The 23,804-nt window shown below is 70.2% G+C and carries 24 protein-coding genes; 12 read left to right on the forward strand and 12 right to left on the reverse strand.

Features of this window, described 5'->3' with window-relative positions:
• Nucleotides 1-114: 114 nt before the first annotated feature.
• The 5 genes from ACZYRU_RS22125 to recF form a co-directional block, all read right to left on the reverse strand.
• Nucleotides 115-618, reverse strand: coding sequence for a DUF3566 domain-containing protein (locus tag ACZYRU_RS22125; RefSeq protein WP_488959254.1), 504 nt, complete (start codon nt 616-618; stop codon nt 115-117).
• Nucleotides 618-3,284: a DNA gyrase subunit A gene (gene gyrA / locus ACZYRU_RS22130; RefSeq protein ID WP_488959255.1), complete on the reverse strand. Its 2,667-nt coding sequence runs from the start codon at nt 3,282-3,284 to the stop codon at nt 618-620. Before gyrA ends, ACZYRU_RS22125 begins: the two co-directional genes overlap by 1 nt.
• A gap of 65 nt (nt 3,285-3,349) precedes the next feature.
• A complete protein-coding gene (gyrB, locus tag ACZYRU_RS22135; protein WP_488959256.1) occupies nt 3,350-5,419 on the reverse strand; it encodes a DNA topoisomerase (ATP-hydrolyzing) subunit B in 2,070 nt (689 codons plus the stop codon).
• A gap of 258 nt (nt 5,420-5,677) precedes the next feature.
• Complete coding sequence (locus ACZYRU_RS22140; RefSeq protein ID WP_488959257.1) at nt 5,678-6,268, reverse strand: DciA family protein; 591 nt, start codon at nt 6,266-6,268, stop codon at nt 5,678-5,680.
• Complete coding sequence (gene recF / locus ACZYRU_RS22145) at nt 6,261-7,421, reverse strand: DNA replication/repair protein RecF (protein WP_488959258.1); 1,161 nt, start codon at nt 7,419-7,421, stop codon at nt 6,261-6,263. Before recF ends, ACZYRU_RS22140 begins: the two co-directional genes overlap by 8 nt.
• 98 nt (nt 7,422-7,519) lie before the next feature.
• Here recF and ACZYRU_RS22150 point away from each other — a divergent pair, with 98 nt between their 5' ends.
• Nucleotides 7,520-8,056: an NINE protein gene (locus ACZYRU_RS22150; protein WP_488959259.1), complete on the forward strand. Its 537-nt coding sequence runs from the start codon at nt 7,520-7,522 to the stop codon at nt 8,054-8,056.
• Nucleotides 8,056-8,466 (forward strand): DUF2752 domain-containing protein, encoded by a 411-nt coding sequence (locus ACZYRU_RS22155; protein ID WP_488959260.1) that lies wholly within the window; start codon nt 8,056-8,058, stop codon nt 8,464-8,466. The genes ACZYRU_RS22150 and ACZYRU_RS22155 overlap by 1 nt, the downstream gene beginning before the upstream one ends.
• A gap of 4 nt (nt 8,467-8,470) precedes the next feature.
• Here ACZYRU_RS22155 and gnd read toward each other — a convergent pair whose 3' ends face one another.
• From gnd to dnaA, 3 genes are all read right to left on the reverse strand, one after another.
• Nucleotides 8,471-9,355 (reverse strand): phosphogluconate dehydrogenase (NAD(+)-dependent, decarboxylating), encoded by an 885-nt coding sequence (gene gnd / locus ACZYRU_RS22160; RefSeq protein WP_488959261.1) that lies wholly within the window; start codon nt 9,353-9,355, stop codon nt 8,471-8,473.
• A gap of 49 nt (nt 9,356-9,404) precedes the next feature.
• The gene (gene dnaN / locus ACZYRU_RS22165; RefSeq protein ID WP_488959262.1) at nt 9,405-10,550 is read right to left on the reverse strand and encodes a DNA polymerase III subunit beta; all 1,146 of its coding nucleotides are present in this window, start codon (nt 10,548-10,550) and stop codon (nt 9,405-9,407) included.
• Between the two features lie 366 nt (nt 10,551-10,916).
• Nucleotides 10,917-12,419 carry a chromosomal replication initiator protein DnaA gene (gene dnaA, locus ACZYRU_RS22170; protein ID WP_488959374.1) on the reverse strand — a complete coding sequence of 501 codons (1,503 nt, stop codon included), beginning with the start codon at nt 12,417-12,419 and terminating at the stop codon, nt 10,917-10,919.
• A 652-nt stretch (nt 12,420-13,071) separates the two neighbouring features.
• Here dnaA and rpmH point away from each other — a divergent pair.
• From rpmH to ACZYRU_RS22220, 10 genes are all read left to right on the forward strand, one after another.
• Entirely contained in the window at nt 13,072-13,209 is a 138-nt protein-coding gene (rpmH, locus tag ACZYRU_RS22175; RefSeq protein WP_075018668.1) for a 50S ribosomal protein L34, read from the forward strand.
• Between the two features lie 43 nt (nt 13,210-13,252).
• The gene (rnpA, locus tag ACZYRU_RS22180; RefSeq protein ID WP_488959263.1) at nt 13,253-13,657 is read left to right on the forward strand and encodes a ribonuclease P protein component; all 405 of its coding nucleotides are present in this window, start codon (nt 13,253-13,255) and stop codon (nt 13,655-13,657) included.
• On the forward strand, nt 13,654-13,977 hold the full coding sequence (gene yidD / locus ACZYRU_RS22185) for a membrane protein insertion efficiency factor YidD (protein WP_488959264.1): 324 nt from the start codon (nt 13,654-13,656) through the stop codon (nt 13,975-13,977). Before rnpA ends, yidD begins: the two co-directional genes overlap by 4 nt.
• 3 nt (nt 13,978-13,980) lie before the next feature.
• A complete protein-coding gene (gene yidC, locus ACZYRU_RS22190; protein ID WP_488959265.1) occupies nt 13,981-15,054 on the forward strand; it encodes a membrane protein insertase YidC in 1,074 nt (357 codons plus the stop codon).
• Nucleotides 15,051-15,620, forward strand: coding sequence for a Jag family protein (locus tag ACZYRU_RS22195; RefSeq protein ID WP_488959266.1), 570 nt, complete (start codon nt 15,051-15,053; stop codon nt 15,618-15,620). Before yidC ends, ACZYRU_RS22195 begins: the two co-directional genes overlap by 4 nt.
• A gap of 53 nt (nt 15,621-15,673) precedes the next feature.
• Nucleotides 15,674-16,450 carry a 16S rRNA (guanine(527)-N(7))-methyltransferase RsmG gene (gene rsmG / locus ACZYRU_RS22200; RefSeq protein ID WP_488959267.1) on the forward strand — a complete coding sequence of 259 codons (777 nt, stop codon included), beginning with the start codon at nt 15,674-15,676 and terminating at the stop codon, nt 16,448-16,450.
• A 185-nt stretch (nt 16,451-16,635) separates the two neighbouring features.
• Nucleotides 16,636-17,586, forward strand: coding sequence for a ParA family protein (locus ACZYRU_RS22205; protein ID WP_488959268.1), 951 nt, complete (start codon nt 16,636-16,638; stop codon nt 17,584-17,586).
• Nucleotides 17,583-18,623, forward strand: coding sequence for a ParB/RepB/Spo0J family partition protein (locus tag ACZYRU_RS22210; protein WP_488959269.1), 1,041 nt, complete (start codon nt 17,583-17,585; stop codon nt 18,621-18,623). The genes ACZYRU_RS22205 and ACZYRU_RS22210 overlap by 4 nt, the downstream gene beginning before the upstream one ends.
• A 107-nt stretch (nt 18,624-18,730) precedes the next feature.
• Nucleotides 18,731-19,195, forward strand: a complete 465-nt coding sequence (locus ACZYRU_RS22215; RefSeq protein WP_488959270.1) for a GNAT family N-acetyltransferase — start codon at nt 18,731-18,733, stop codon at nt 19,193-19,195.
• Between the two features lie 174 nt (nt 19,196-19,369).
• Nucleotides 19,370-19,903 carry a hypothetical protein gene (locus tag ACZYRU_RS22220; RefSeq protein WP_488959271.1) on the forward strand — a complete coding sequence of 178 codons (534 nt, stop codon included), beginning with the start codon at nt 19,370-19,372 and terminating at the stop codon, nt 19,901-19,903.
• Here ACZYRU_RS22220 and ACZYRU_RS22225 read toward each other — a convergent pair.
• Genes ACZYRU_RS22225 through ACZYRU_RS22240 form a run of 4 tightly spaced genes read right to left on the reverse strand, consistent with a single transcriptional unit; the run spans nt 19,849 to nt 23,786 of the window.
• Nucleotides 19,849-21,069, reverse strand: a complete 1,221-nt coding sequence (locus ACZYRU_RS22225; RefSeq protein ID WP_488959272.1) for a sensor histidine kinase — start codon at nt 21,067-21,069, stop codon at nt 19,849-19,851. The genes ACZYRU_RS22220 and ACZYRU_RS22225 overlap by 55 nt on opposite strands.
• A 2-nt stretch (nt 21,070-21,071) precedes the next feature.
• Nucleotides 21,072-21,740, reverse strand: coding sequence for a response regulator transcription factor (locus tag ACZYRU_RS22230; RefSeq protein ID WP_488959273.1), 669 nt, complete (start codon nt 21,738-21,740; stop codon nt 21,072-21,074).
• A gap of 10 nt (nt 21,741-21,750) precedes the next feature.
• Complete coding sequence (locus ACZYRU_RS22235) at nt 21,751-22,518, reverse strand: lysophospholipid acyltransferase family protein (protein ID WP_488959274.1); 768 nt, start codon at nt 22,516-22,518, stop codon at nt 21,751-21,753.
• Between the two features lie 44 nt (nt 22,519-22,562).
• The gene (locus ACZYRU_RS22240) at nt 22,563-23,786 is read right to left on the reverse strand and encodes a pyridoxal phosphate-dependent aminotransferase (RefSeq protein ID WP_488959275.1); all 1,224 of its coding nucleotides are present in this window, start codon (nt 23,784-23,786) and stop codon (nt 22,563-22,565) included.
• Nucleotides 23,787-23,804: the final 18 nt, after the last annotated feature.

A 23,804-nucleotide genomic window follows, 5' to 3' on the forward strand; every position in this document is an offset into this window, starting at 1 on the left:
AGTCGGGGACAAAACGGGGCGTCTCGATGCGTCCCTCTGGCGTCTCGATACGCGCTCGCCTAGCGGCTCGCGCTACTCGACGAACTCACCGCGTCTCGACGAGCTCCGGAGGGGTCAGGCGTCCTCGGCGAGGGTGATCTCAACGCCCCCGAGGAGAGCCGCCGACATGTTGTAGAGGAAGGCGACGAGGGTGGCCGCGGCGGTGATCAGGACGACGTCGATGGCCGCCACGAGCATGGTGAAGCCGAGCACGCGGCTGGTGCCGACGTAGTCCTCGATCCGGAAGGACGCGACGTCCTCGCCGCCGATGCCCTCCTGGATCGTGGAGTTGATCGAGTCCCACACGCCGGCGGCGCCGAGCACCTGCCACACCATCGCCACCGACACCACAGTGACGACGGCGAAGGCGATGGACAGCAGGAAGGACGTCTTCATGACCGACCAGGGGTCGACCCGGGTCAGGCGTAGGCGGGCGCGGCGCGGCGCGCGACCCCGGGCCGCAGCAGCGGGTACGCCGCCCGGCACAGCCGGGGGGACGGGCCCGGGCGCCGAGGGCGCGCCGGCAGGGCGGCCGGCGGCCGCCGGCCGGACCACGGTGTCCTCGACGCGCTCGGTCATCAGCTCTCACTCTCCCCGTCGGCCTCGTTCGTGCCCTCGGATCCCTCGATTGTGGCATCCGGAGCCTGAACCGACGATTCCGTCGAGCCCTCACTGGCGGCACCGGCATCCTCGACGGCACCCTCCTCGGCACCCTCCTCGTCGGCGTCCTTCGCCTCGACCGAGCGGGCGACGACGGCGACGGTGTCCTTGCCGCGCAGGCTGACGAAGCGCACGCCCTGGGTGATCCGGCCCTTGGGGGCGATGTTGGCGTCGATCGGCGAGCGGACGACCTGGCCGGCGGCGGTGATGGCGAGGATCTCGTCGCCCTCCACGACGATGAAGGCGCCGACCAGGCGGCCCTTCTTCTCGTCGATCAGCTGCATCGCCTTGATGCCGGTGCCGGTGCGGCCCTGGACGCGGTACTCCTTGATCGGGGTCCGCTTGGCGTACCCGGTGTCGGTGATGGTGAAGACGTACTGGACGTTGTCGTCGCTCTCCTCGCGCGCCGCGTCGTCGGCCCGGATGACCGACATGGAGAGCACGGCGTCCTCGTCGTACTTGAACTTCATGCCCGTCACGCCGGCCGTGGCCCGGCCCATCGGGCGCAGGGTCTCGTCGGTGGCGCGGAAGCGGATCGACTGCGCCTTCTGCGACACGAGCAGGATGTCGTCCTCGACGTTGACCAGCTCCGCACCGATCAGCTCGTCGTCGTCGTGCTTGAAGTTGATCGCGATGACGCCGGCCTGGCGCGGGCTGTTGTAGTCGCCGAGGCGGGTCTTCTTGACCAGGCCCTTCTTCGTCGCGAGGACGAGGTACGGCGCCTGCTCGTAGTCCCGGATCGCCAGCACCTGGGCGATCGACTCGTCGGGCTGGAACGACAGCAGGCCGGCGACGTGGCCGCCCTTCGCGTCGCGCGAGGCCTCGGGCAGGTTGTAGACCTTGGTCCGGTAGACCCGGCCGGCCGTGGTGAAGAACAGCAGCCAGTGGTGCGAGGTGGTCGAGATGAAGTGGTCGACCACGTCGTCGCCGCGCAGCGTGGCGCCGCGCACGCCCTTCCCACCGCGCTTCTGGGTGCGGTACTGGTCGGCGCGGGTGCGCTTGGCGTAGCCGCCGCGGGTGATCGAGACGACCTGGTCGTCGTCGGGGATCAGGTCCTCCATGGACATGTCGCCGGCGGCCGCGATGATCTGGGTACGGCGGTCGTCGCCGTACTTCTCGACGATCTCACCGAGCTCGTCGATGACGATCTGCCGCTGGCGCGCGACGTTGGCGAGGATGTCCTTGAGGTCGGCGATCTCGAGCTCGATGGCGGCGAGGTCGTCGATGATCTTCTGGCGCTGCAGGGCGGCCAGGCGGCGCAGCTGCATCTCGAGGATCGCGTCGGCCTGGAGCTCGTCGACGTCGAGCAGCTCCATCAGGCCCTGTCGCGCCTCGGCCACGTCGGGCGAGCGCCGGATGAGGGCGATCACCTCGTCGAGCATGTCGAGGGCCTTGACCAGACCACGCAGGATATGGGCCCGCTCCTCGGCCTTCTTGAGCCGGAACTCGGTACGACGACGGATCACGTCGATCTGGTGCTCGACCCAGTTGCTGATGAACTGGTCGACGGTCAGGGTCCGCGGGACGCCGTCGACGAGCGCCAGCATGTTGGCCGAGAAGTTGGTCTGCAGCTCGGTGTGCTTGAGCAGGTTGTTGAGGACGACCCGGGCGACGGCGTCGCGCTTGAGCACGACGACGATCCGCTGGCCCACGCGCGAGGAGGTCTCGTTGCGGACGTCGCTGATGCCCTGCACCTTGCCGGCGTCGGCGAGCTCGGCGATCTTCATCAGCAGGCTGTCGGGGTTGACCATGTAGGGCAGGTCGGTGATCACGAGGACCGTGCGGCCCGACTTCTCCTCGTCGACCTCGATGACCGCGCGCTGGGTGATCGAGCCGCGGCCCGTGCGGTAGGCCGTCTCGATGCCCTCGCGGCCCACGATCAGCGCACCGTTGGGGAAGTCAGGGCCCTTGATCCGCTCGATGAGGGCGTCCTGCAGCTCCTCGCGGGTGGCGTCGGGGTGCTCGAGCGCCCAGGTGGCGCCGGCGGCGACCTCGCGCAGGTTGTGCGGCGGGATGTTGGTCGCCATGCCGACCGCGATGCCGGCGCTGCCGTTGACCAGCAGGTTGGGGAACCGGGCCGGGAGGATCGTCGGCTCGGTGGTCTTGCCGTCGTAGTTCGGGGTCATGTCGACGGTCTCTTCGTCGATGTCCCGGACCATCTCCATGGCCAGCGGCGCCATCTTGCACTCGGTGTACCGCATGGCCGCCGCGGGGTCGTTGCCCGGCGAGCCGAAGTTGCCCTGCCCGCTGACCAACGGGTTGCGCATCACCCACGGCTGCGCGAGGCGCACCAGGGTGTCGTAGATCGCGGTGTCGCCGTGGGGGTGGTAGTTACCCATCACGTCACCGACGATGCGGGCGCACTTGTTGAACCCTCGGTCGGGGCGGTACCCGCCGTCGTACATGGCGTAGAGGACGCGACGGTGCACCGGCTTGAGGCCGTCGCGTACGTCGGGCAGCGCGCGGCCGACGATGACCGCCATCGCGTAGTCGATGTAGGAGCGCTTCATCGACTCCTGGAGGTCGACCGGCTGGATCCGGCCGCCGCCCGTGCCGCCGCCGATGTTGCTCTGGGTTTCAGTCACGATGGTTCTTTCTGACGTGATCTATGAATGTCTAAGAAATGAGTTAGAGACCTAGATATCGAGGTCTAGATGTCCAAGAACCTGACGTCCTTGGCGTTGCGCTGGATGAAGGAACGGCGCTGCTCGACGTCCTCGCCCATGAGGATCGAGAAGATCTCGTCGGCCTGCGCCGCGTCCTCGAGGGTGACCTGCAGCAGCACCCGCTGGTCGGGGTCGAGCGTGGTGTCCCACAGCTCGTCGGCGTTCATCTCGCCGAGACCCTTGTAGCGCTGGATCGGCGCTTCCTTGGGGAGCTTCTTGCCCTGCTCGAGGCCGTCGCGCATCACCGCGTCGCGCTCGCCGTCGGAGTAGACGAACTCGTGCTCGTGGGGCTTGTTCCACTTGATCCGGTACAGCGGCGGCTGCGCGAGGTAGACGTGGCCGGACTCGATCAGCGGGCGCATGAACCGGAACAGCAGGGTCAGCAGCAGGGTGTTGATGTGGTGGCCGTCGACGTCGGCGTCGGCCATCAGCACGATCTTGTGGTAGCGCAGCTTGTCGAGGTCGAACTCCTCGTGGACGCCCGTGCCGAGCGCCGAGATGATCGCCTGGACCTCCTGGTTGGCCAGGACCTTGTCGATGCGCGCCTTCTCGACGTTGAGGATCTTGCCGCGGATCGGGAGGATCGCCTGGATCCGGTTCTCGCGGCCCATGACCGCCGAACCACCGGCCGAGTCACCCTCGACGATGAAGACCTCGCACTCCTCCGGGTTGCGCGAGCTGCAGTCGCGCAGCTTGCCGGGGAGACCGCCGCCGCCGAGCAGGCCCTTGCGGTTGCGGGCCAGGTCGCGGGCCTTGCGGGCCGCGATCCGCGCGGTCGCCGCGGCCTGCGCCTTGCGGATGATCTCCTTGCCCTCGTTGGGGTTCTGCTCCAACCAGGCGCCGAGCTCGTCGTTGACGGCCGACTGCACGAAGCCCTTGGCCTCGGTGTTGCCGAGCTTGGCCTTGGTCTGGCCCTCGAACTGCGGCTCGGAGATCTTCAGGCTGATGATCGCGGTGAGACCCTCGCGGATGTCGTCACCGGTCAGCCGGTCCTCCTTCTTCTTGATCAGGCCCCACTCCTCGCCCCACCGGTTGACCAGCGAGGTGAGCGCGGCGCGGAAGCCCTCTTCGTGCGTGCCGCCCTCGGGGGTGTTGATCGTGTTCGCGAAGGTGTGCACCGACTCGTTGTACGACGACGCCTGCCACTGCATCGCGATCTCGAGGCTCATCGGGTTGGCCACGTCGTCCGCGGTCTGGTCCTCGAAGGCGATGATCGAGCTGATCGGGGTCTTGCTGCGGTTGAGGAAGTCGACGTAGTCGGCCAGGCCGCGCTCGTACTGGAAGACCTGCTCGAGCGCCTTGTGACCGTCGACGTCGACCGCGTGGACGGCGGACGCCGCCGCGGCGACGCCGGCGGCCTCGTCGACCGTCCCGTCCTCGACCGCGTCGGCGAGGTCCTCGGCCTTGGGCCGGGCGTCACGCAGCTCGATCCGCAGGCCCTTGTTGAGGAAGGCCATCTCGCGGAACCGGGTCGAGATCGTCTCGAGGGTGTAGTCGGTGGTCTCGAAGATGTCGTCCGAGGCGTACCAGGTCACCGTCGTTCCGGTGCGCTCGCCCTCCTCGAGGGGGCGTACCGCGCGCAGGTCGAAGTCGGGCACGCCGAGGGAGAAGTCCTGCTCCCACAGGTAGCCGCGGTTCTTGATCTCCAGGCGCAGCTTGGTCGACAGCGCGTTGACCACCGACGAGCCGACACCGTGCAGACCACCGGAGACCTTGTAGCCGCCGCCGCCGAACTTGCCGCCCGCGTGCAGGACGGTGAGCGCGAGGGTCGCGGCCGGCAGCTCCTGGCCGGGCGCGGTGTCGGTCGGGATGCCGCGGCCGTTGTCGGCGACGCTGACCGAGCCGTCGGCGTTGAGCGTGACCTTGATCGTGTCGCACCAGCCGGCGAGCGCCTCGTCCACCGCGTTGTCGACGATCTCCCAGATCAGGTGGTGGAGACCGCGCTCACCGGTGGAGCCGATGTACATGCCGGGTCGCTTGCGGACCGCCTCGAGACCCTCGAGAACCTGGATCGCCGAAGCGTCGTACTCGGGGGACTGGTCGTCAGTGGACACGCGGGACCTCATTCACTTTGGTCGTTCGGGGCACGCCGGGCCGACATTTGTCGAAGGCATGGCGAAGGCCGAGTCAGGCGTCCCGAGACGCGTTCCCGGCCGATGGCCCATTCTAGCCTTCTGAGGGCCTCAGGACACGCGTCGCGACGCGGTCTGGGGACAACGTCGGGTGAAATGTGGCCACAGATGGCCCAGAAACGGCGATGGGAGCCCCGAACAGGGGTGTCGCTGAGCCCCGGTACGTCGCCGGGCTCCCGATCAGCCGTACGTGTCGCGCGGGCCGCGGCTCCCGGGAGCCTTGCGGCGGCCGTGCTTCCAGCTCGGCGCGTGCGGTCCGAGGACCTCGACGACCGTGACCGTGCCGTTGCCCAGCTCCTCGTTGAGCCGCCGGACGACGGTGACCGCGAGCAGCTTGAGCTGGGTGGCCCAGGCGGTCGAGTCGGTGCGCACCACGAGGACGCCGTCGACGAGCGACTCCGGCGTGCTGTGGGCGCCGATCTCCGGGCCGACGATCTCGGCCCAGCGCGCGAAGACGCCGCGCACCTGCAGGTCAAGACCCCAGCCGCGACCGTCGATCAGCCGGCCCACCTCGTTGCCGAGGCCCTGCGGGTCTCGACCGTCTGGGTAGGCGCTGCTCAGCTGTGGATCGGAGCGACCGCCCCGGCGCCGGAAGGAGCCGGTGCCGCCCTTGCCGGCGTTGACCCGCGGCAGTCGGCGCGCGGGCGTCGCACTGGATCCGGCGGTGCCGAGCATCTGCGCACGCGCCAGGTCCAGGCCGTCGGCCCGGTGCTCCTCGACCTCCTCGCCGGACGCCTCTGACGGCACCGACGGCTCGTCGGGCTCAGCCACGGGTCACCTCCCCCGCCGCGACGTGGAAGGTGGCACCCGCCAGCTCAGCCGGTACGTCGGCCGGCACCGCCGCGGTGACCAGCACCTGCTCGGCGCCCGCGACCAGCCCGGCGAGCTGCACCCGACGCTCGGCGTCGAGCTCGGCGAACACGTCGTCGAGGATCAGGATCGGGTCGTCGCCGTCGGCCCGCAGCAGGTCGTACGACGCCAGCCGCAGCGCCAGCGCGAACGACCACGACTCCCCGTGGCTGGCGTAGCCACGCACCGGCAGCCGCTGGTCGTCGCCCGGGCCGAGGCTGAGCACCAGGTCGTCGCGGTGCGGCCCGACGAGCGTCACGCCGCGGCCGATCTCGTCGGCCTGGCGCCGGACGAGCTCGGATCGGAAAGCGGCTTCCAGCTGGTCTCGAGACGGTTGCTGCGCAACCTCCTCGACCTCCGAGGGCCAGACGGTCGGCTCGTAGCTGATCCGTGCGTCGTCGCGTGATGCTCCGCGGGCGACGGCCTCGTAGGCCTTCCCGACGTACGGCGCCAGGTCGGCGCTCAGCGCGAGCCGCGCGCCGAGCAGCTCGGTGCCGGTCGCGACCAGCTGGTCGTCCCACACCGCCAGGGTCGCGAGCGCCGCCTCGCGACTCGAGCCGCGGGCGGCGTACAGCGTCTTGAGCAGGGTGTTGCGCTGCTTGAGGACACGCTCGTGGTCGGAGATCAGGCCCGCGTAGCGCGGCGTGCGCAGCACCAGCAGGTCGTCGAGGAAGCGGCGCCGGCCGCCCGGGTCGCCCTTGACCAGCGCGAGGTCCTCGGGGCTGAACACGACGGTGCGCACGATGCCGGCGAGCTCGCGTACCCGCGGCAGCGGCGAGCGGTTGATCCGGGCCCGGTTGGCCTTGCCGGGGTTGAGCTCGACCTCGAGCACGGCGGTGCGTCCCTCGCGGACCACCGCCGCGCGGATGATCGCCTGGTCGGCGCCGGCGCGGATCAGCGGGGCGTCCGTGGCGACCCGGTGCGACGACAGCCGGGAGAGGTAGTCGACCGCCTCGACCAGGTTGGTCTTGCCCTGGCCGTTGCGCCCGACGAAGGCCGTGACACCGGGTTCGAGCTCGACGACGACGTCGGCGTACGACCGGAAGTCGTGCAGGCTCAGCCGTGCGACGTGCATGCCTCCACCTCCCTCGACCCGGTCACGTGACGATTCTCCCCCGAACCCACCGCAGTTGGGGGGTTTGCACGTGGCCCGAGAACCCTAGGCTGGCCCGCATGACGCAACCACCCAACCCTCCCTACGGCGGCTCGGACCCCTACGGTCAGCAGCAGCCGCCCCAGCAGCCTCCGGCGGGCTACGGCCAGCCGCAGTACGGCGCGTACGGCGCCCCGGGTGTGCCCGGCCAGCCCGGCGGGCAGCCCGGCCAGCCGCAGTACGGCGCCACGATGAACGGTCCCTTCTTCATCAACTACCTCGGCCAGGAGCAGGGCCCGATCGAGTTCGGTCAGCTCGCGCAGATGGCCGTCGCCGGGCAGATCAAGCCCGACACCGCGGTACGGACGGCCGAGAGCCAGCAGTACTGGCTCGCCAAGGACGTCCCCGGCCTCTACTCCGACAAGGAGTGGCTGACCACTGTGCTGCTGTCGTGGCTGGTCGGCACCTTCGGCGTCGACCGGTTCTACCTCGGCTACACCGGCCTCGGCGTCGCCAAGCTGCTCACCCTCGGCGGCTGCGGCATCTGGGCGATCATCGACCTGATCCTGATCCTGATGCGCAAGGTCCCCGACGCCCAGGGCCGTCCCCTGCGCTGATGTCGACCACCCACGCGCCGGCGACCCGGCGGCTCGCGAGCTCCGAGCTCGTCGGGGCCGTCGGCGTCGCCGCGCTGGGCGTGAGCGCGCTGCTCTCGCCCGACCACATCGAGGACGGGCCGGTCATCTGCCCGTTCCGCCGGTTGACGGGGCTCCCCTGTCCCGGCTGCGGGCTGACCCGCTCGTGGACCTACCTCACCCACGGCTGGTGGCAGGACTCCCTGCAGGCCCACGCCTTCGGGCCGCTGCTCGCGCTGGTCGTCGTCGTGCTGGCGGTGCTCGCCGTCCGGGCACGGGTACGACGTACGCCGGCCCCCTCGCTCGACCGCCTGGTCAAGCACCCGCTCGCGATCGTCGTGATCGTCGGGTGGCTCGGCTGGGCGGTGGTCCGTGCCGTCCTGGCGGCGTAGGAGCCTAGGACTCCTTCTTCACGGCGTGCCCGCCGAAGCCGTTGCGCATCGCCGCGATCGCCTTCATCGCCGGGCTGTCCTCCTGGCGCGACACGAACCGCGCGAACAGGCTCGCCGAGATCGCCGGCATCGGCACGGCGTTGTCGATGGCCGCCTCGACGGTCCACCGGCCCTCACCGGAGTCCTCGGCGTACCCCTGCAGGGCGTCGAGGTGCTCGTCGGCGCGGATCTGGTCGACCAGGAGGTCGAGCAGCCACGAGCGGACGACGGTGCCGGTGCGCCAGGAGGCGAAGATCTCGGGCACGTTGTCGACGATGTCGACCTTCTCGAGCAGCTCCCAGCCCTCGGCGTAGGCCTGCATCATCGCGTACTCGATGCCGTTGTGGACCATCTTCGCGAAGTGGCCGGCACCGGGCGTCGCACCGCAGTGGACCAGGCCGTCCTCGGTGTCGGCGGGCTTGAGCGCCTCGAACGCCGGCATCACCTTCGCCGCGTCCTCGGCCGCGCCGCCGTACATCAGGGCGTAGCCGTTCTGCAGGCCCCAGACGCCGCCGGAGACGCCGCAGTCGACGAAGCCGATGCCCTTCTCGGCCAGCGAGGCGGCGTTGAGCGCGTCGTCGGTGTACTTGGAGTTGCCGCCGTCGACGACCAGGTCGCCCTCGCCGAGCAGGTCCTTGAGCTCGGCGATCGTGGAGCGGGTCGGGTCGCCGGCCGGCACCATCACCCAGACCACCTTCGGGGCGGGCAGTGCCTCGACCATCGCGGCCAGGCTGGCGACGTCGGCCAGGTCCGGGTTGCGGTCGTAGCCGACCACGGTGTGGCCGGCGTTGCGCAACCGGGTGCGCATGTTGCCGCCCATCTTCCCGAGTCCGACGAGTCCGATGTGCACAGCGGTTCTCCCTCCGGTTGGCGGTGCGACGGGCGGTGCTGCGGCCAGATCAGCTGAGCAGGCGGCGCGGCATCAGCAGGTAGCGGAACGACCCGCCGTCCTCGGCATCGCTCTCGTCACCGGTGCCGCTGATGACGACCGGCTTCGAGGGCTGCGTGAACGCGAGCTCGACCACGGCCTGGTCGATGGCGCTGAGGCCGTCGAGCAGGAAGGTCGGGTTGAAGCCGGTGACCAGGTCGTCGCCCTCGATCTCCGCGGAGACCGACTCGGAGGCCTGGGCGTCGTCGCCGGAGCCGGCGTCGAGGATCAGGGCCCCGTCGCGGAAGCTCAGCTGGACCGCGGTGTTGCGGTCGGCGACGAGCGAGACGCGCTTGACCGACTCGATCAGCTCCTGGCGGTCGATCTTCGCGATCGTGAGCTTCTCGTTGGGGAACAGGCTGCGGACCTTGGGGAACTCGCCGTCGAGCAGGCGGGTCGTGGTGCGTCGTACGCCGCCGGGGCCGGTGCCCTCGAAGCCGATGATGCCCTCACCCGAGCCGGACGCGGACAGCGCGATGGTGACCTCGGGACCGGCGGTCAGTGACTTCGCGGTGTCGCCGAGCACCTTCGCCGGCACCAGGGCAGCGAGGGTGGCGTCGGGGGTGCCCGGGTTCCAGGCGAGCTCGCGCTGCGAGAGGCGGAACCGGTCGGTCGCGAGCAGCGCGATCGTCGAGCCCTCGATCTCGAGGCGGACGCCGGTGAGCACCGGCAGCATGTCGTCGCGGCCGGCGGCGGTGACCGCCTGGGCGACGGCGTGGGCGAACGCGTCGCTGGAGACGGTGCCGGTCGCGGCCGGCATGTCGGGGATCGTCGGGTAGTCCTCGACCGGCAGCGTCTGCAGGGAGAACCGCGACGAGCCGCAGGTCAGCGAGACCCGGGTGCCGTCGAGCACCAGGTCGACCGGCTTGTTGGGGAGGCTGCGGCAGATGTCGGCGAGGAGGCGGCCGCTGACGAGGGCCCTGCCCTCGTCGTTCACCTCCGCCGCGAGCGTCGCACGTGCGGAGGTCTCGTAGTCGAACGTCGAGAGCACCAGGCCGTCGTTGCCGGCCTCGATGAGCAGTCCCGCGAGCACGGGCGCGCTGGGCCGGACGGGCAGGCTGCGCGCAGCCCAGGCGACGGCGTCGGCGAGGACGTCGCGGTCGACACGGAACTTCACGTCGTCGTACCTCTCACGTGGTTGGTGGGAGTTGCATCCTGCCACGTCGTCCCTGAGGGCGGGACGGCGAGGGAACGATCGGGCATTGATCCACAGATCGGAGGTCCGGAGGAGTTCCGGCGATCGAGGTCCGCATGTAGTCACGGAGTGGTCGTAGCGGTGGTGGAAACTGTGGAGAACCGATGTTTCCGCAGGTGAGCGACCAGATGGCCGGTGGATGACGGCTGTGGACGAAATCGGGAATCACAAGGATCGATGTGCACCGCGCCGCCGCTGTGGACGGCCGCGCAGGTGCCTCCACGGAATCCTCCCCGTGTAGTTCTCACAATTCCGCCGGTTTTCTCCACAGGAATTGTGATCGCGCGGTCAGCCCTGGCGGGCCTGCATCTTCACCCGGTTCGTCAGCTCGCTGACCTGGTTGAAGACGGCGCGGCGCTCGCCGAGGAGCTGGTTGATCTTCCGCTCGGCGTACATGACCGTGGTGTGGTCGCGGTTGCCGAACTGGGCGCCGATCTTGGGCAGGGACAGTCCGGTGAGCTCGCGGCACAGGTACATCGCGATCTGCCGGGCCATCACCAGGTGCCGCCCGCGGCTGGGGCCGGTGAGCTCGTCGATCGAGAGCCCGAAGTACGCCGCGGTCTGCGCGATGATGAGCGACGCGGTGATCTCCGGCTCGCCGCCCTCGGGGATCAGGTCCTTGAGCACGATCTCGGCCAGCGTCATGTCGACGTCCTGGCGGTTGAGGTTGGCGAAGGCGGTCACCCGGATCAGGGCGCCCTCGAGCTCGCGGATGTTGGTCTGGATCTTGCTCGCGATGAACTCGAGCACGTCGGAGGGCGCCGTGAGGCGGTCCATCGCGGCCTTCTTGCGCAGGATCGCGATCCGGGTCTCGAGGTCCGGCGGCTGCACGTCGGTGATCAGGCCCCACTCGAACCGGTTGCGCAGCCGGTCCTCCAGCGCCTCGAGCCGCTTGGGCGGGCGGTCCGAGGTCAGCACGATCTGCTTGTTGGCGTTGTGGAGCGTGTTGAAGGTGTGGAAGAACTCCTCCTGGGTCTGGGTCTTGCCCTCCAGGAACTGGATGTCGTCGATGAGGAGGACGTCCACGTCGCGGTACTTCCGCTTGAACCGGTCCTGCCGGTCGTCGCGGATCGCGTTGATGAACTCGTTGGTGAACTCCTCGCTGGAGACGTAGCGCACCTTGGAGCCGGCGTAGATCGTGCGGACGTAGTGGCCGATCGCGTGCAGCAGGTGGGTCTTGCCGAGGCCGGACTCGCCGTAGACCAGCAGGGGGTTGTAGCTGCGGCCCGGCGCCTCGCTCACCGCGACCGCGGCGGCATGGGGGAACCGGTTGGACGAGCCGATGACGAACGTCTCGAACGTGTACTTGGGATTGAGCCGGGACTCACCGCTCGGCGTCGCCGGCGGCACGCTCGGGGAGGGCATCGAACCCAGGTCCGGCGCGGGTGCCTTTGTCGACAGATCGACAGGTGGCTTTGTCGACATGGCGACTTGTCGATCCTGCGGCTCGACGGGCGCCACGTCCTCGCGCGGGCGCTCGTACGCGGGCGCGGCCTCGTAGGTCGGGTAGCCGGTCGGCTCGCCGTAGGACGGGCCGTCGTCGTACGACGGGTTGGCGGTCGCGTCCGGCCCGAGCTCGTGGCGCAGCGAGCTGTCGACGGTGACCGCGAGCTGGACGTCGTGGCCGAACCGCTCGGTCAGCGCGTCCTCGAGCTCACCGCGCAGCCGGCCCTCGAGGCGCTTGCGGGTGAAGTCGTCGGGGACCGCGACGATCGCGGTGGTGCCGTGGAGGGTCACCGGGCGGCTGGCCTGGAGCCAGGCGCGCTGGTGGGTCTGCAGCTCGCCGACCACCGTCGTCCACTCCTGGACGAGGCGTGCGGTCGCCGGATCGACGGGCGGGGTGTCCGGGGCCGGGGTGCTGGTCTCGTCCTGGGGCTGATCCGGGTTGCCGGTCACGCCACTCCCTCTCGCTCGTCTGTCTGCGGAGGAGCCGGATCACGTCTGGTCGACGCTGGCTCCACAGGTTTGTCCACAGGTTGTGAACTCTTGCATCATTGGGCTGACAATGCCGAACCGAGGCCTGTCCGGACCGTCCTCTGCTCACCGTTTGCGCAGGTCAGCCGCACTTTCCCGAGCAGGAGAGAGCAACTGTGCGGCGAACGTCGACCGAGGCGGCCGGCACCGGCGGGGAATCCCGGATCTGTCGAACCTAACTGCCGGGATGCCTGGGGATCAACCCGCTATCCACAGGTTTTGATCTGGCTCACACGCGACGTGTCTCACGGTGCCCGGGACGCCGCCGGTTTGACCCCTGATCCGGCGTCCGCGTACCGTTGATTGGTCAAACCGGTGTCGACCGGTGCCGCATGTCCACGACGCCCCGGGTCCACCGGTCATCGTGGCTGCGCGGTGCCGGCCGACATGCTGTGCGGCTCCCGATCGGAGCTCGCTCGAGGCTGCCGGTGACCCTTCCCGACATCTGCATCATCCTGAGAGGCCGATCGTGAGCAAGCGGACGTACCAGCCCAACAACCGACGTCGCCACAAGGTGCACGGTTTCCGACTGCGCATGCGCACCCGCGCCGGTCGCGCCATCCTGGCGAACCGTCGCCGGAAGGGCCGCTCGAGCCTGTCCGTCTGAGGACGGACCAGCGTGTCCGCCCAGCGGTTCCCGTGGGGCTGACGTGCTCGCTGCCGACCAGCGGCTGACCGAACCGGACCTGTTCCGGACCGCCAGTCGCAAGGGTCGTCGTGCCGGCTCGCGCACCCTCGTCGCCCACCTGCTGCTCCCTGGCGAGCAGCAGGTTGTCGGCATGTCCGGGGACCGTACGGTCCCGGCGCTCCCCGCACGGGCGGGCTTCGTGGTCAGCAAGGCCGTCGGCAACGCCGTCGTCCGCAACCGCGTGAAGCGGCGGCTTCGGCACGCCGTGCGACCGGCGCTCGCGGGACTTCCCGCGGGCTCCGTGCTCGTGGTGCGCGCGCAGCCGGCGGCGGCCGAGGCGTCGTACCCGGAACTGGGCGAGGACCTCGCACGTTGTCTGGACCGCGTGACCTCGCAGGGTCCCGCAGCCGGTCAGGAGGCGCGATGAAGTGGTTGCTCATCGGCCTGGTGCGCGGCTACCAGCTCCTCATCAGCCCGCTGCTGGGCCCGACCTGCCGCTACTACCCGTCGTGCTCGGCGTACGCCGTGCAGGCGCTGCAGGTGCACGGCGCGTTCCGTGGCACCTGGCTGGCGATCCGGCGACTGCTGCGCTGCCACCCCTGGTCGCCCGGCGGCGTCGACCACGTCCCGCCGCGGCGCGGCCACACGCACGTGGAACCCGGCACGCCCTCCCCCACGCGCGCTGAGCGCGACTCCGAACTCCGCCCGGCGACCGCCGGGCGTCACCCCTTCCAGCAAGGAGCCTGATTCGTGGGCATCATCGGCGACATCGGCCACTTCATCATGGTGCCGCTCTACTACATCATCTCGGCGGTGCTCCTCGGCTGGCACAAGTTCTTCACGGTGATCGGCCTCGACCCCAAGGGCGGCATGTCCTGGGCGCTGTCGATCATCGGCCTGACCCTGGTCATCCGCGCGGCGCTGATCCCGCTGTTCGTCAAGCAGATCAAGTCCAGCCGCAACATGCAGCTGCTGCAGCCGAAGGTGAAGGAGCTGCAGAAGAAGTACGGCCACGACCGGCAGAAGCTGGCCGAGGAGACGATGAAGCTCTACAAGGACGCCGGGACCAACCCGTTCGCGTCCTGCCTGCCGATCCTGCTGCAGATGCCGATCTTCTTCGCGCTGTTCCGCCTGCTCTCCGGTGCGACCAAGAGCGACAAGCCGCACGGCTTCCTCACGGTCGAGAAGGCGCACCAGTTCGGTGAGTCCAAGCTCTTCGGCAGCCTCCCGATCAACGGCAACTTCTGGGAGTCGCGCACCTGGGGTGCCGACCCGAACACCGCGGTCATGATCGTCGCGGCGATCCTGGTGCTGGCGATGACGGCGACCACGTTCACCACCCAGCGCCAGCTGATGGCCAAGAACATGCCGGCCGAGGCGATGAGCGGTCCGTACGCGCAGCAGCAGAAGATGCTGCTCTACATCCTCCCGGTGGCCTTCGGTCTCGGTGGCATCGCGTTCCCGATCGGTGTCCTCCTCTACTGGACGACCTCGAACCTGTGGACCATGGGCCAGCAGTTCTACGTCATCCGCAACAACCCGGCGCCCGGCACGCCCGCCTTCAAGGCCAAGCAGGACCGTGACAAGGCCAAGGCGGCCCGTCACGGCCACACCGCGACCGAGGTGATCACCGAGGCCGCCCCGGAGACGGAGCAGCGGGCCAGCACGCGCCAGCAGCCCAAGCGGCAGAGCCGTGCCGCGCGCAAGACCACGCCGAAGCCGGGCGGCGCAGCCGCCGGCGGCAGCGCCAAGAACCCGTCGGCCGACGGGGAGAGCTACAACCCCGAGGCCGGAACCGAGAAGAACGAGGGAGACACCAAGTGAGCGCCGAGACCGAGACCGGTGCCGAGGTCGTGACCGAGGCAGACGAGATCGTCGAGACCGAGCAGGCCGACGACACCCAGGACGACGCCCCCGCCGGCGAGGGCGACCGCATCTCCCGCCTGGAGCAGGAGGGCGACATCGCCGCCGACTACCTCGAGGAGCTCCTCGACATCGCGGACCTCGACGGCGACCTCGACATCGACGTGGAGGCTGACCGGGCCGCCGTGTCGATCGTCGGTGCTGACCTGACCCAGCTGGTCGGTCGCGACGGCAAGGTCCTCGAGGCCCTGCAGGAGCTCACCCGCCTGGCCGTCTACCGGGAGACCGGTGAGCGGTCCCGGCTGATGCTCGACATCTCCGGCTTCCGTGCGGACAAGCGCACCCGGCTGACCCAGCTCGGCGCCGAGACGGCCGCCGAGGTCGCCAAGTCGGGCGAGCCGGTCTCGCTGGAGCCGATGTCCCCCTTCGAGCGCAAGATCGTGCACGACGCCGTCGCGGCCGCCGGCCTGCGCTCGGAGTCCGCCGGTGTCGAGCCGCGGCGCTACGTCGTGGTCCTGCCGGCCTGACACCCCACCTGTCGACGTTTCACGTGAAACACGACGACGACACCACACCCCCGGTGTCCCCCGGCCCTGAGGACCGGGCGGACCCGGGGGTGCTGCGTGCTGCCCTCCCCGCTCCCCCGGCGATCCTGGCGGAGGTCTTCTCCGCTGATCGCCTCGATCTCGTGCTGGCGTACGCCGACCTGCTGGCGACCGACGGTGTCGTCCGTGGCCTGATCGGCCCCCGCGAGACTCCCCGGCTCTGGGAGCGCCACCTGATCAACTGCGGCCTGCTGGCCGCCGCCCTGCCCGCCGACGCCACCGTTGCCGACGTCGGGTCCGGAGCGGGCCTGCCCGGCCTGGTTCTCGCGATCGCCCGCCCTGACGTGCAGGTGACGCTGATCGAGCCGCTGCTGCGCCGTACGACGTTCCTGGAAGAAGCCGTCGAGCGACTGGGCCTCGACAACGTCACCGTGATCCGGGGCCGCGCCGATGCGGTCCACGGCGTCGCGACGTACGACGTCGTCACGGCCCGCGCCGTGGCCGCCCTCGACAAGCTGGCGGCCTGGTGCATGCCCCTGGTGGCTCCCGAGGGCGCCCTGCTGGCCATGAAGGGCTCCAGTGCGGCCGAGGAGGTCCTGGAGGCCGAGGAGGCCACGCGACGGCTGGGGTGCGCTCCGGCGGTCGTGGAGGAGCTGGGTGCGGAGCTCGCGGCCGACGGTGACGTCGAGCCGATCCGCATCGTCCGTCTGTCGTGGGCCGATCCGGCCCGCGTATCGTTGCCGCTTCGTGGCCAGCGCGGTTCTCGGGGATCACGCGAAGGCTCGACGCGGAAGAAGAGGAGGAAGTCGTGAGCGACTCGTTGGGTCCTGGTCCCGGGTTTTCCACCGGTCCAGAGGCGGGTGCTGAGCGTAAGTCTCCACAGAACGCCCCAAGTTATCCACAGGCTGCCTCCGAAGGGACCGTAGTGACCGAGGACCACGTTTCACGTGAAACCGGGGCTGTCGACGTGGAGGACGTTTCACGTGAAACGGCTCCCGTGGCATCGGCCGGCCCGCTGACGGCCGCCCAGCTGGCCGAGCGCGCCGCCGGGTACGACGACGACCTCACCCCCCTCGCCCGGGCCGCCCAGGCCACGGTGATGGTCCGGGCCGGCATCCCGCAGGAGCAGCTGAGCCGCCCGTCGGAGACCCGGGTCTTCGTGGTCGCCAACCAGAAGGGCGGCGTCGGCAAGACCACCTCCACGGTCAACCTCGCGGCAGCGCTCACGCAGCTCGGACAGCGCGTGCTGGTGATCGACCTCGACCCGCAGGGCAATGCCTCGACGGCACTCAACATCGAGCACCGCCAGGGCACCCCGTCGTCGTACGAGCTGCTCGTCGACGGCCTCGCCATCTCCGACATCTCCCAGCCGTGCCCGGACGCGTCCGGCCTGTGGGTGGTCCCCGCGACCATCGACCTGGCCGGCGCCGAGATCGAGCTGGTCAGCGTCGTGGCGCGCGAGCAGCGCCTCAAGAAGGCGCTCGACGCCCACCCGCGCATCGGCACCGCCGAGGCGATCGGCGAGGACCGCTTCGACTACGTCTTCATCGACTGCCCGCCGTCGCTCGGCCTGCTCACCCTGAACGCGCTCGTCGCGGGCGCGGAGATGCTCATCCCGATCCAGGCGGAGTACTACGCCCTCGAGGGCCTCGGTCAGCTGCTCGCCACCGTCGACATGGTGCGCGCCCACCTCAACCCCGAGCTCGCGGTGTCGACCATCGTGCTGACCATGTACGACGCCCGCACCCGTCTCGCCGCCGGGGTGGCGACCGAGGTGCGCGAGCACTTCGGTGACCAGGTGCTCAAGACCGCGATCCCGCGCTCGGTGCGGGTGTCGGAGGCGCCGTCGTACGGGCAGACCGTGATGACCTACGATCCGGGTTCGCCGGGTGCGCTCAGCTACCTCGAAGCGGCGCGCGAGATCGTCGTCCGAGGGAGTCTCTCGTGAACGCCCAAGCCCCCCGCCGCGGCCTCGGTCGCGGCCTCGGCTCGCTCATCCCCACTGCCCCGCCGGCGCCGGTATCTGCCCCGGCCACGGGTGAGGATGTCAACCACGGTGCCCAGAATTCGGACTTTGCTGCTGGAGCCATTTCCAGCGGTCCGGCGGACCCCAGGTCCACCGGGTCCGCGAACGGCGCTCAGATCGCAGATTCGGTCCTGCAGCCCGTCGACGGTGCCTACTTCGCCGAGCTGCCCGTCGGGCAGATCTCGCCGAACGCGGTCAACCCGCGGACCGTCTTCGACGAGGAGGCGATGGCCGAGCTGGTCCACTCCATCAAGGAGATCGGCCTCCTCCAGCCCGTCGTGGTCCGCAAGACGGGCACCGACGCGTACGAGCTGGTCATGGGCGAGCGCCGCTGGCGCGCCACCCAGGCCGCCGGGCTCGCCACGATCCCCGCGATCGTGCGCGAGACCGACGACACCGACATGCTCCGCGACGCGCTGCTGGAGAACCTGCACCGCAGCAACCTGAACCCCCTCGAGGAGGCGGCGGCGTACCAGCAGCTGCTCGAGGACTTCTCCTGCACCCACGACGAGCTGGCCCAGCGGATCGGTCGCTCGCGCCCGCAGATCAGCAACACCCTGCGTCTGCTCAAGCTCTCCCCCGCCGTCCAGCGCCGGGTCGCGGCCGGCGTCCTGTCGGCCGGCCACGCCCGCGCGCTCCTGGGCGTCGGCGACGGCGAGCAGCAGGACCGCCTGGCCCAGCGCGTCATCGCCGAGGGCATCTCGGTCCGGGGGCTCGAGGAGATCGTCGCGATCGGCGACGGCACCACCAGCACGCCGCCCCGCCCGCGCCGGGCCAAGCCGCAGGCCCCCGGCCTCGGCGAGCTCTCCGAGCGACTCGGCGACCGGCTGGAGACCCGGGTCAAGATCGACCTGGGCAAGGCCAAGGGCAAGATCTCGATCGAGTTCGCGAACACCGGCGACCTGCAGCGCATCGTCGACCTGATCGACCCGCGCAACCGGAACGACCGCCCGATCTGACGTACTGCCGGATCCCGGGCGCAGGGCGCGACCACCTCGGTGGTCGCGCCCTGTTTCACGTGGAACGCCGAGCGGCCCGGTCCTGGCCGGCTGCCAGACTGCGGGACATGACGACCAACGAGCCGGCGATCCGGACCGCCACCGCCGGTGACGAGGGAGGGGTGCTTGCGCTCTGGGGCCTGCTGTTCGACGACGAGGACGTCGCAGCCACAGGATGGCGCGACAACGCTGCCGCCTGGCTCCGATCCGCGGTCGGCGACCCGACCCGGACCCGGGTCGTCGTGGTCGAGGTCGGGGGCGACGTGGTGGCGACGGCGACCGGTGTGCTGCGCACCGGGGTCCCGGATCCCCACTCTCCGCGCGGTCGCAGCGTCCGTCTGACCAACGTCGTGACCCTGCCGGCCCACCGGGGCCGGGGATACGCAGGCCGGCTCGTCGACGACGTCGTGGCGTGGTCCCGCAGCGTCGGTGCGGACCGGGTCGACCTCAGTGCGTCGGCGGCGGGAATCGGTGTCTACGAGCGGGCCGGGTTCGTGCGGACCTCGGCTCCGCGCCTGAAGCTGGTGCTCTGACCTGCGCGAATGGCCATTTGTCGACAAGACGACAGATCGACATACCGATATATCGGGAAAGCGACACGCCAGCTGTGAGGCTGTTGTGACCTTCATGCCGGGTTCGTGTGAGGCTGGGGAGCGACGCTGGTCAGGCCGGCGAGATCCGCCGGAGTCCCAGCAGAACGGAACCCCATGAACACCACCCGCACCCGTCGTACCGCCGCCCTGGCCGGGGCCCTGGTCCTCTCCCTGGGTGCGCTCGCCGCCTGTGGTGTCGAGGACGACGCACCGGTGAAGGCGCAGCCCGGCGCCGGATCAGGTACGACGGCCGCGACCGACCCGGCCGTCGCGGCCCGGGCCGCGGTGACCTACATCCTGGACTGCGTCGGCGAGCCCGTGGCCAGCCCGGCGTCGGTGACCGTGGCCTGTGCCGACGGCAACCAGAGCCTGACCGACCTCGCGTGGACCGACTGGGGAGCGGACGAGGCGACGGCGACCGGGAAGCTCGTTGCCAACAACTGTGACCCGAGCTGCGCCGAGGGCACCGACGTGACCGTGCCGGCGAAGGTCGTGGTGTCGGACATCGTGGAGGGCGAGGCGTCGGCGACGTACGGGACGATCACCATCACCGTCCAGGGCACGGTCCCCGACGGGATGCTCGCGACGCAGACCTACCCGCTGCAGACGGTGGACCCGGTCGACCCGGAGATGGGTCCCGGTTCCTGAAAGGTCACCACGACCTCGGCGCCGCCGGTCGGTGGGTTCGCCATCGTCACGGCAGCGCCGAGCGCGCGGGCCTGGCCCTGCACGATGGTGAGGCCCAGGCCGGTGCCCTTGCCGGTGCTGTGGAACCGGATCGCCCCGGCAGCCAGCACGTCGGCGGGGAAGCCCGCTCCCCCGTCGCGTACGACGACCCGCGGCCCGTCCACGAGCAGCGCCGTCACGCCCCCACCGTGCCGCTCGGCGTTGGCGACCAGGTTGGTGACGATCCGCTCGACGCGACGTGGATCGACCAGGACGTCGGCATCGGCGACGAGCGAAGCGCCGGGGACCAGGGAGCCGAGCCGGTGCACGGACAGGGCGACCTCCTCGGTGCCGCTGTCGAGACGGGCCACCTCGAGCAGGTCCTCGACCAGGCGACGCAGCCGGGCGACCAGGCCGCGGGTCAGGTCGGTGGTCTCCCCGGCCGGCAGCAGCTCGCTGGCGCTGACGAGGGCTGCGACCGGGGTGCGGAGCTCGTGGGCGACGTCGGCGGAGAACGCTTGTTCCACGTGGAACCTTCGCTCCAGGGCATCGGCCATGTCGTCGACGGCGCGGGAGAGCGCGGCCACCTCGTCGCGGCCGGCGACCGTGCAGCGCGCCGTCCCGCCGTGGCTGATCACCTCGGCTGCCGCCGCAGCCCGTCGCAACCGCCGACTGAGACCTGCACCCACCAACAGGCCCAGCAGCGCGGTCAGGGGCAGGACCGCTCCGGCTGCGACCAGCATCCGGCGCCGCAGCGACGACCGGGCCGCCCGGACGGGTCCGTCGTCCAGCGCCACGCTCGCGACCCGGTCCGCAGACAGCCGGCGGGCTGCCCACATCCGGCCGTCGGCGTAGTACGTCGCCGCGCGGCCCTCCCCCGCCGCCGGCAGGGAGATCCGCAGTGGACCGGGCAACCGGTCCGGGTCCAGGGACAGGTCGTAGCGCAGCGTCGAGGTCACCTCGAGCACCGCGATGCCGGCGTCCAGCTCCGTCAGCGCCTGCGTGCGCAGCCGGTCCCGGGCGTCGACGGCCGACTGGTGGTCGACGACCAGGCCGACACCCACCAGGGTCGCGAGCGCGGCACCCACCACGGCGACGGTGATCCGGGTCCGCAGCGACTGCCGCCAGCCGGCCCACCAGGACGGCACGCTCAGGCCCGCGCCATCTTGTAGCCCGCACCGCGCACGGTCACCACCTGCTCGGCGCCGATCTTGGCGCGCAGTCGCTGCACGGTCACGTCCACGACGTGCGGGTCGCCCCAGGTCGCGCTCCCCCAGACCAGCTCGAGCAGCTGGGTGCGGCCCAGGACGATGCCTGCGTTGTCGAGGAACGCCGTGAGCAGCCGGAACTCGGTGGCCGACAGGTCCACGGGTACACCGTCGCGCTCGATCGTCATCCCGTCGACGTCGATCCGCAGTCCGTCGCGCTCCACCACCCGCGAAGGAGCGGAGCCACCCCGCCGGCGCAGCAGCGAGCGCAGCCGCGCCTCCAGCACGTCGCCGTCGAACGGCTTCACGACGTAGTCGTCCGCGCCCGCCTCGAAGCCGACCACCTGGTCACGCGGCAGGTCGCGGGCGGTCAGCAGGAGCACCGGCAGGTCGCCGTCGGCGCGGATCCGCTCGGTCAGCCGCAGCCCGTCGAGCTTCGGCAGCACGACGTCGACGACGGCGACGTCCACCGGTTGGGTGACGTACGTCGTCCACCCGGCCTCGCCGTCCGCGGCCGTGACCACCTGGAAGCCGCGCGACTCGAGGACCAGGCGGGTCGTCGTACGCAGGTCGTCGTCGTCCTCGACCAGCAGGACCAGCGGCGACTCCACGGCGACGGTGTCAGCCGGCCTTCTTGGCTGCCCGCTTGGCAGCCCGCGCCCGCAGCTCGGCCTTGTCGAGCGCGTCGGCCTCGTCGGGCGTGGGGGCGGAGCCGCCGAAGCGGGCGGGGGTCCACCAGCTGCCGGGGGCCTTCTCGGCCTCGGGGTACTCGGCGATGACCTCGTCGAGCATCCGCTGCATCACGACGCGCAGCTCTGCCGTCTCGGCGTCGACGTCCTCGCCGGTGGGATACATCGGCTCGCCGACCTTGACGATGATCGTCTTGGCCGAGCGCGAGAAGTCCTTGGGGTGGTCCTTGGTCATCAGCCGGTGGGCGCCCCACACGATGACCGGGATGAGCGGCACGCCGGCGTCGGCGGCGATCCGTGCGGCACCGGACTTGAGCTCCTTGATCTCGAAGGAGCGCGAGATCGTGGCTTCGGGGTAGATGCCGACGATCTCGCCGGCCTTGAGGTAGGCCAGCGCGTCCTTCATCGCCTGCAGGCCCGAGGAGCGGTCGACCCGGATGTGGTGGAAGGACCGGAGCAGGTGACCCACGCCGGGCGCGTCCATCATCTCCTTCTTGATCATGAACCGGACCAGCCGCTTCTTCGGCTCCGCGCCCGCGCCGGCGTAGATGAAGTCGATGTAGCCGGTGTGGTTGATCGCCATCAGCGCGCCGCCCTTGCGGGGCACGTTCTCCGAGCCCGACACGACGACCTTCTGCCGCATCAGCTTGAAGAGCACCTTCGCGGTGACGATGACGGGCGGGTAGGTGATGTCGAGCATGACGAGATTCTGACAGGCGGCGGTGGCCCGGCCTAGGCAGCGTCCTATCGCCGGGCGGCGAGGAAGTCCGCGATCCGACCGATCGCCTCCTCGAGCACCTCGACGTCGGGCAGCGTGACCAGGCGGAAGTGGTCGGGGGCGAACCAGTTGAAGCCGGTGCCGTGGGTGACCAGGATCTTCTTGGCGCGCAGCAGCTCGATGACGAAGGCCTCGTCGTCCTCGATCGGGTAGATCTCGGGGTCGAGGCGCGGGAAGCAGTAGAGGGCGCCGCGAGGGCGGACCGACGAGACACCGGGGATCTCGTTGAGCAGCTTGTCGGCGAGCATCGCCTGCTCGTAGAACCGGCCGCCGGGGACGATCAGCTCGTTGATCGACTGGTAGCCACCGAGTGCGGTCTGGATGGCGTGCTGGGCGGGGACGTTGGCGCACATGCGCATGTTGGACAGCGTGGTGAGGCCCTCGAGGAAGTCCTCGGCGAGCTCCTTGGGGCCGGAGATCATCACCCAGCCGGCGCGGTAGCCGCAGACCCGGTAGGCCTTGGACAGGCCGCTGAAGGTGAGGCAGAGGACGTCGTTGCCGGCGGCCGCGGCGGCGTGGTGGTGCTCGGCATCGTCGAACAGGATCTTCTCGTAGATCTCGTCGGCGAAGACGACCAGGTCGTGGCGCCGGGCGATGTCGACCAGCTTGGCGACCATCTCCTTGCTGTAGACGGCACCCGTGGGGTTGTTGGGGTTGATGATCACCAGGCCGTGGGTGTTCTCGGTGATCTTCGACTCGATGTCCTCGAGGTCCGGCATCCAGCCGTTCTCCTCGTCGCACCGGTAGTGGACCGGCGTACCGCCGGACAGCGACACCGCGCCGGTCCACAGCGGGTAGTCGGGCGCCGGGACGAGGATCTCGTTGCCGTCGTCGAGGAAGGCCTGCAGGACCATCGAGATCATCTCGGAGACGCCGTTGCCGATGAAGACGTCGTCGACGGCGGTGTCCTTGAGGCCGCGCGACTGGTAGAACTGCGCGACCGCGGTGCGGGCGGAGTAGATGCCGCGCGAGTCGGAGTAGCCCTGGGCCTCGGGCAGGTTGTGCACCATGTCGGCCACGATCGCCTCGGGTGCCTCGAAGCCGAACGGTGCCGGGTTCCCGATGTTGAGCTTGAGGATCTTGTGACCCTCGGCCTCGAGGCGCTGTGCCTCGACGAGGATCGGTCCCCGGACGTCGTAGCGGACGTTGCGAAGCTTCTGGCTCTGGCGGATCTTGCGCACGAACCGCATTCTCTCAGGTCCGCGCCA

It is taken from the genome of Nocardioides sp. F233 (assembly GCF_057813895.1).

What these genes read in the sequence shown, in the direction of transcription:
- ACZYRU_RS22125 (WP_488959254.1), bottom strand. Translation starts at nt 618, where the DNA reads ATGACCGAGCGCGTCGAGGACACCGTGGTCCGGCCGGCGGCCGCCGGC.
- recF (WP_488959258.1), bottom strand. Translation starts at nt 7,421, where the DNA reads ATGCACGTCGCACGGCTGAGCCTGCACGACTTCCGGTCGTACGCCGAC.
- ACZYRU_RS22150 (WP_488959259.1), top strand. Translation starts at nt 7,520, where the DNA reads ATGACGCAACCACCCAACCCTCCCTACGGCGGCTCGGACCCCTACGGT.
- ACZYRU_RS22155 (WP_488959260.1), top strand. Translation starts at nt 8,056, where the DNA reads ATGTCGACCACCCACGCGCCGGCGACCCGGCGGCTCGCGAGCTCCGAG.
- yidD (WP_488959264.1), top strand. Translation starts at nt 13,654, where the DNA reads ATGAAGTGGTTGCTCATCGGCCTGGTGCGCGGCTACCAGCTCCTCATC.
- ACZYRU_RS22215 (WP_488959270.1), top strand. Translation starts at nt 18,731, where the DNA reads ATGACGACCAACGAGCCGGCGATCCGGACCGCCACCGCCGGTGACGAG.
- ACZYRU_RS22220 (WP_488959271.1), top strand. Translation starts at nt 19,370, where the DNA reads ATGAACACCACCCGCACCCGTCGTACCGCCGCCCTGGCCGGGGCCCTG.
- ACZYRU_RS22235 (WP_488959274.1), bottom strand. Translation starts at nt 22,518, where the DNA reads ATGCTCGACATCACCTACCCGCCCGTCATCGTCACCGCGAAGGTGCTC.
- ACZYRU_RS22240 (WP_488959275.1), bottom strand. Translation starts at nt 23,786, where the DNA reads ATGCGGTTCGTGCGCAAGATCCGCCAGAGCCAGAAGCTTCGCAACGTC.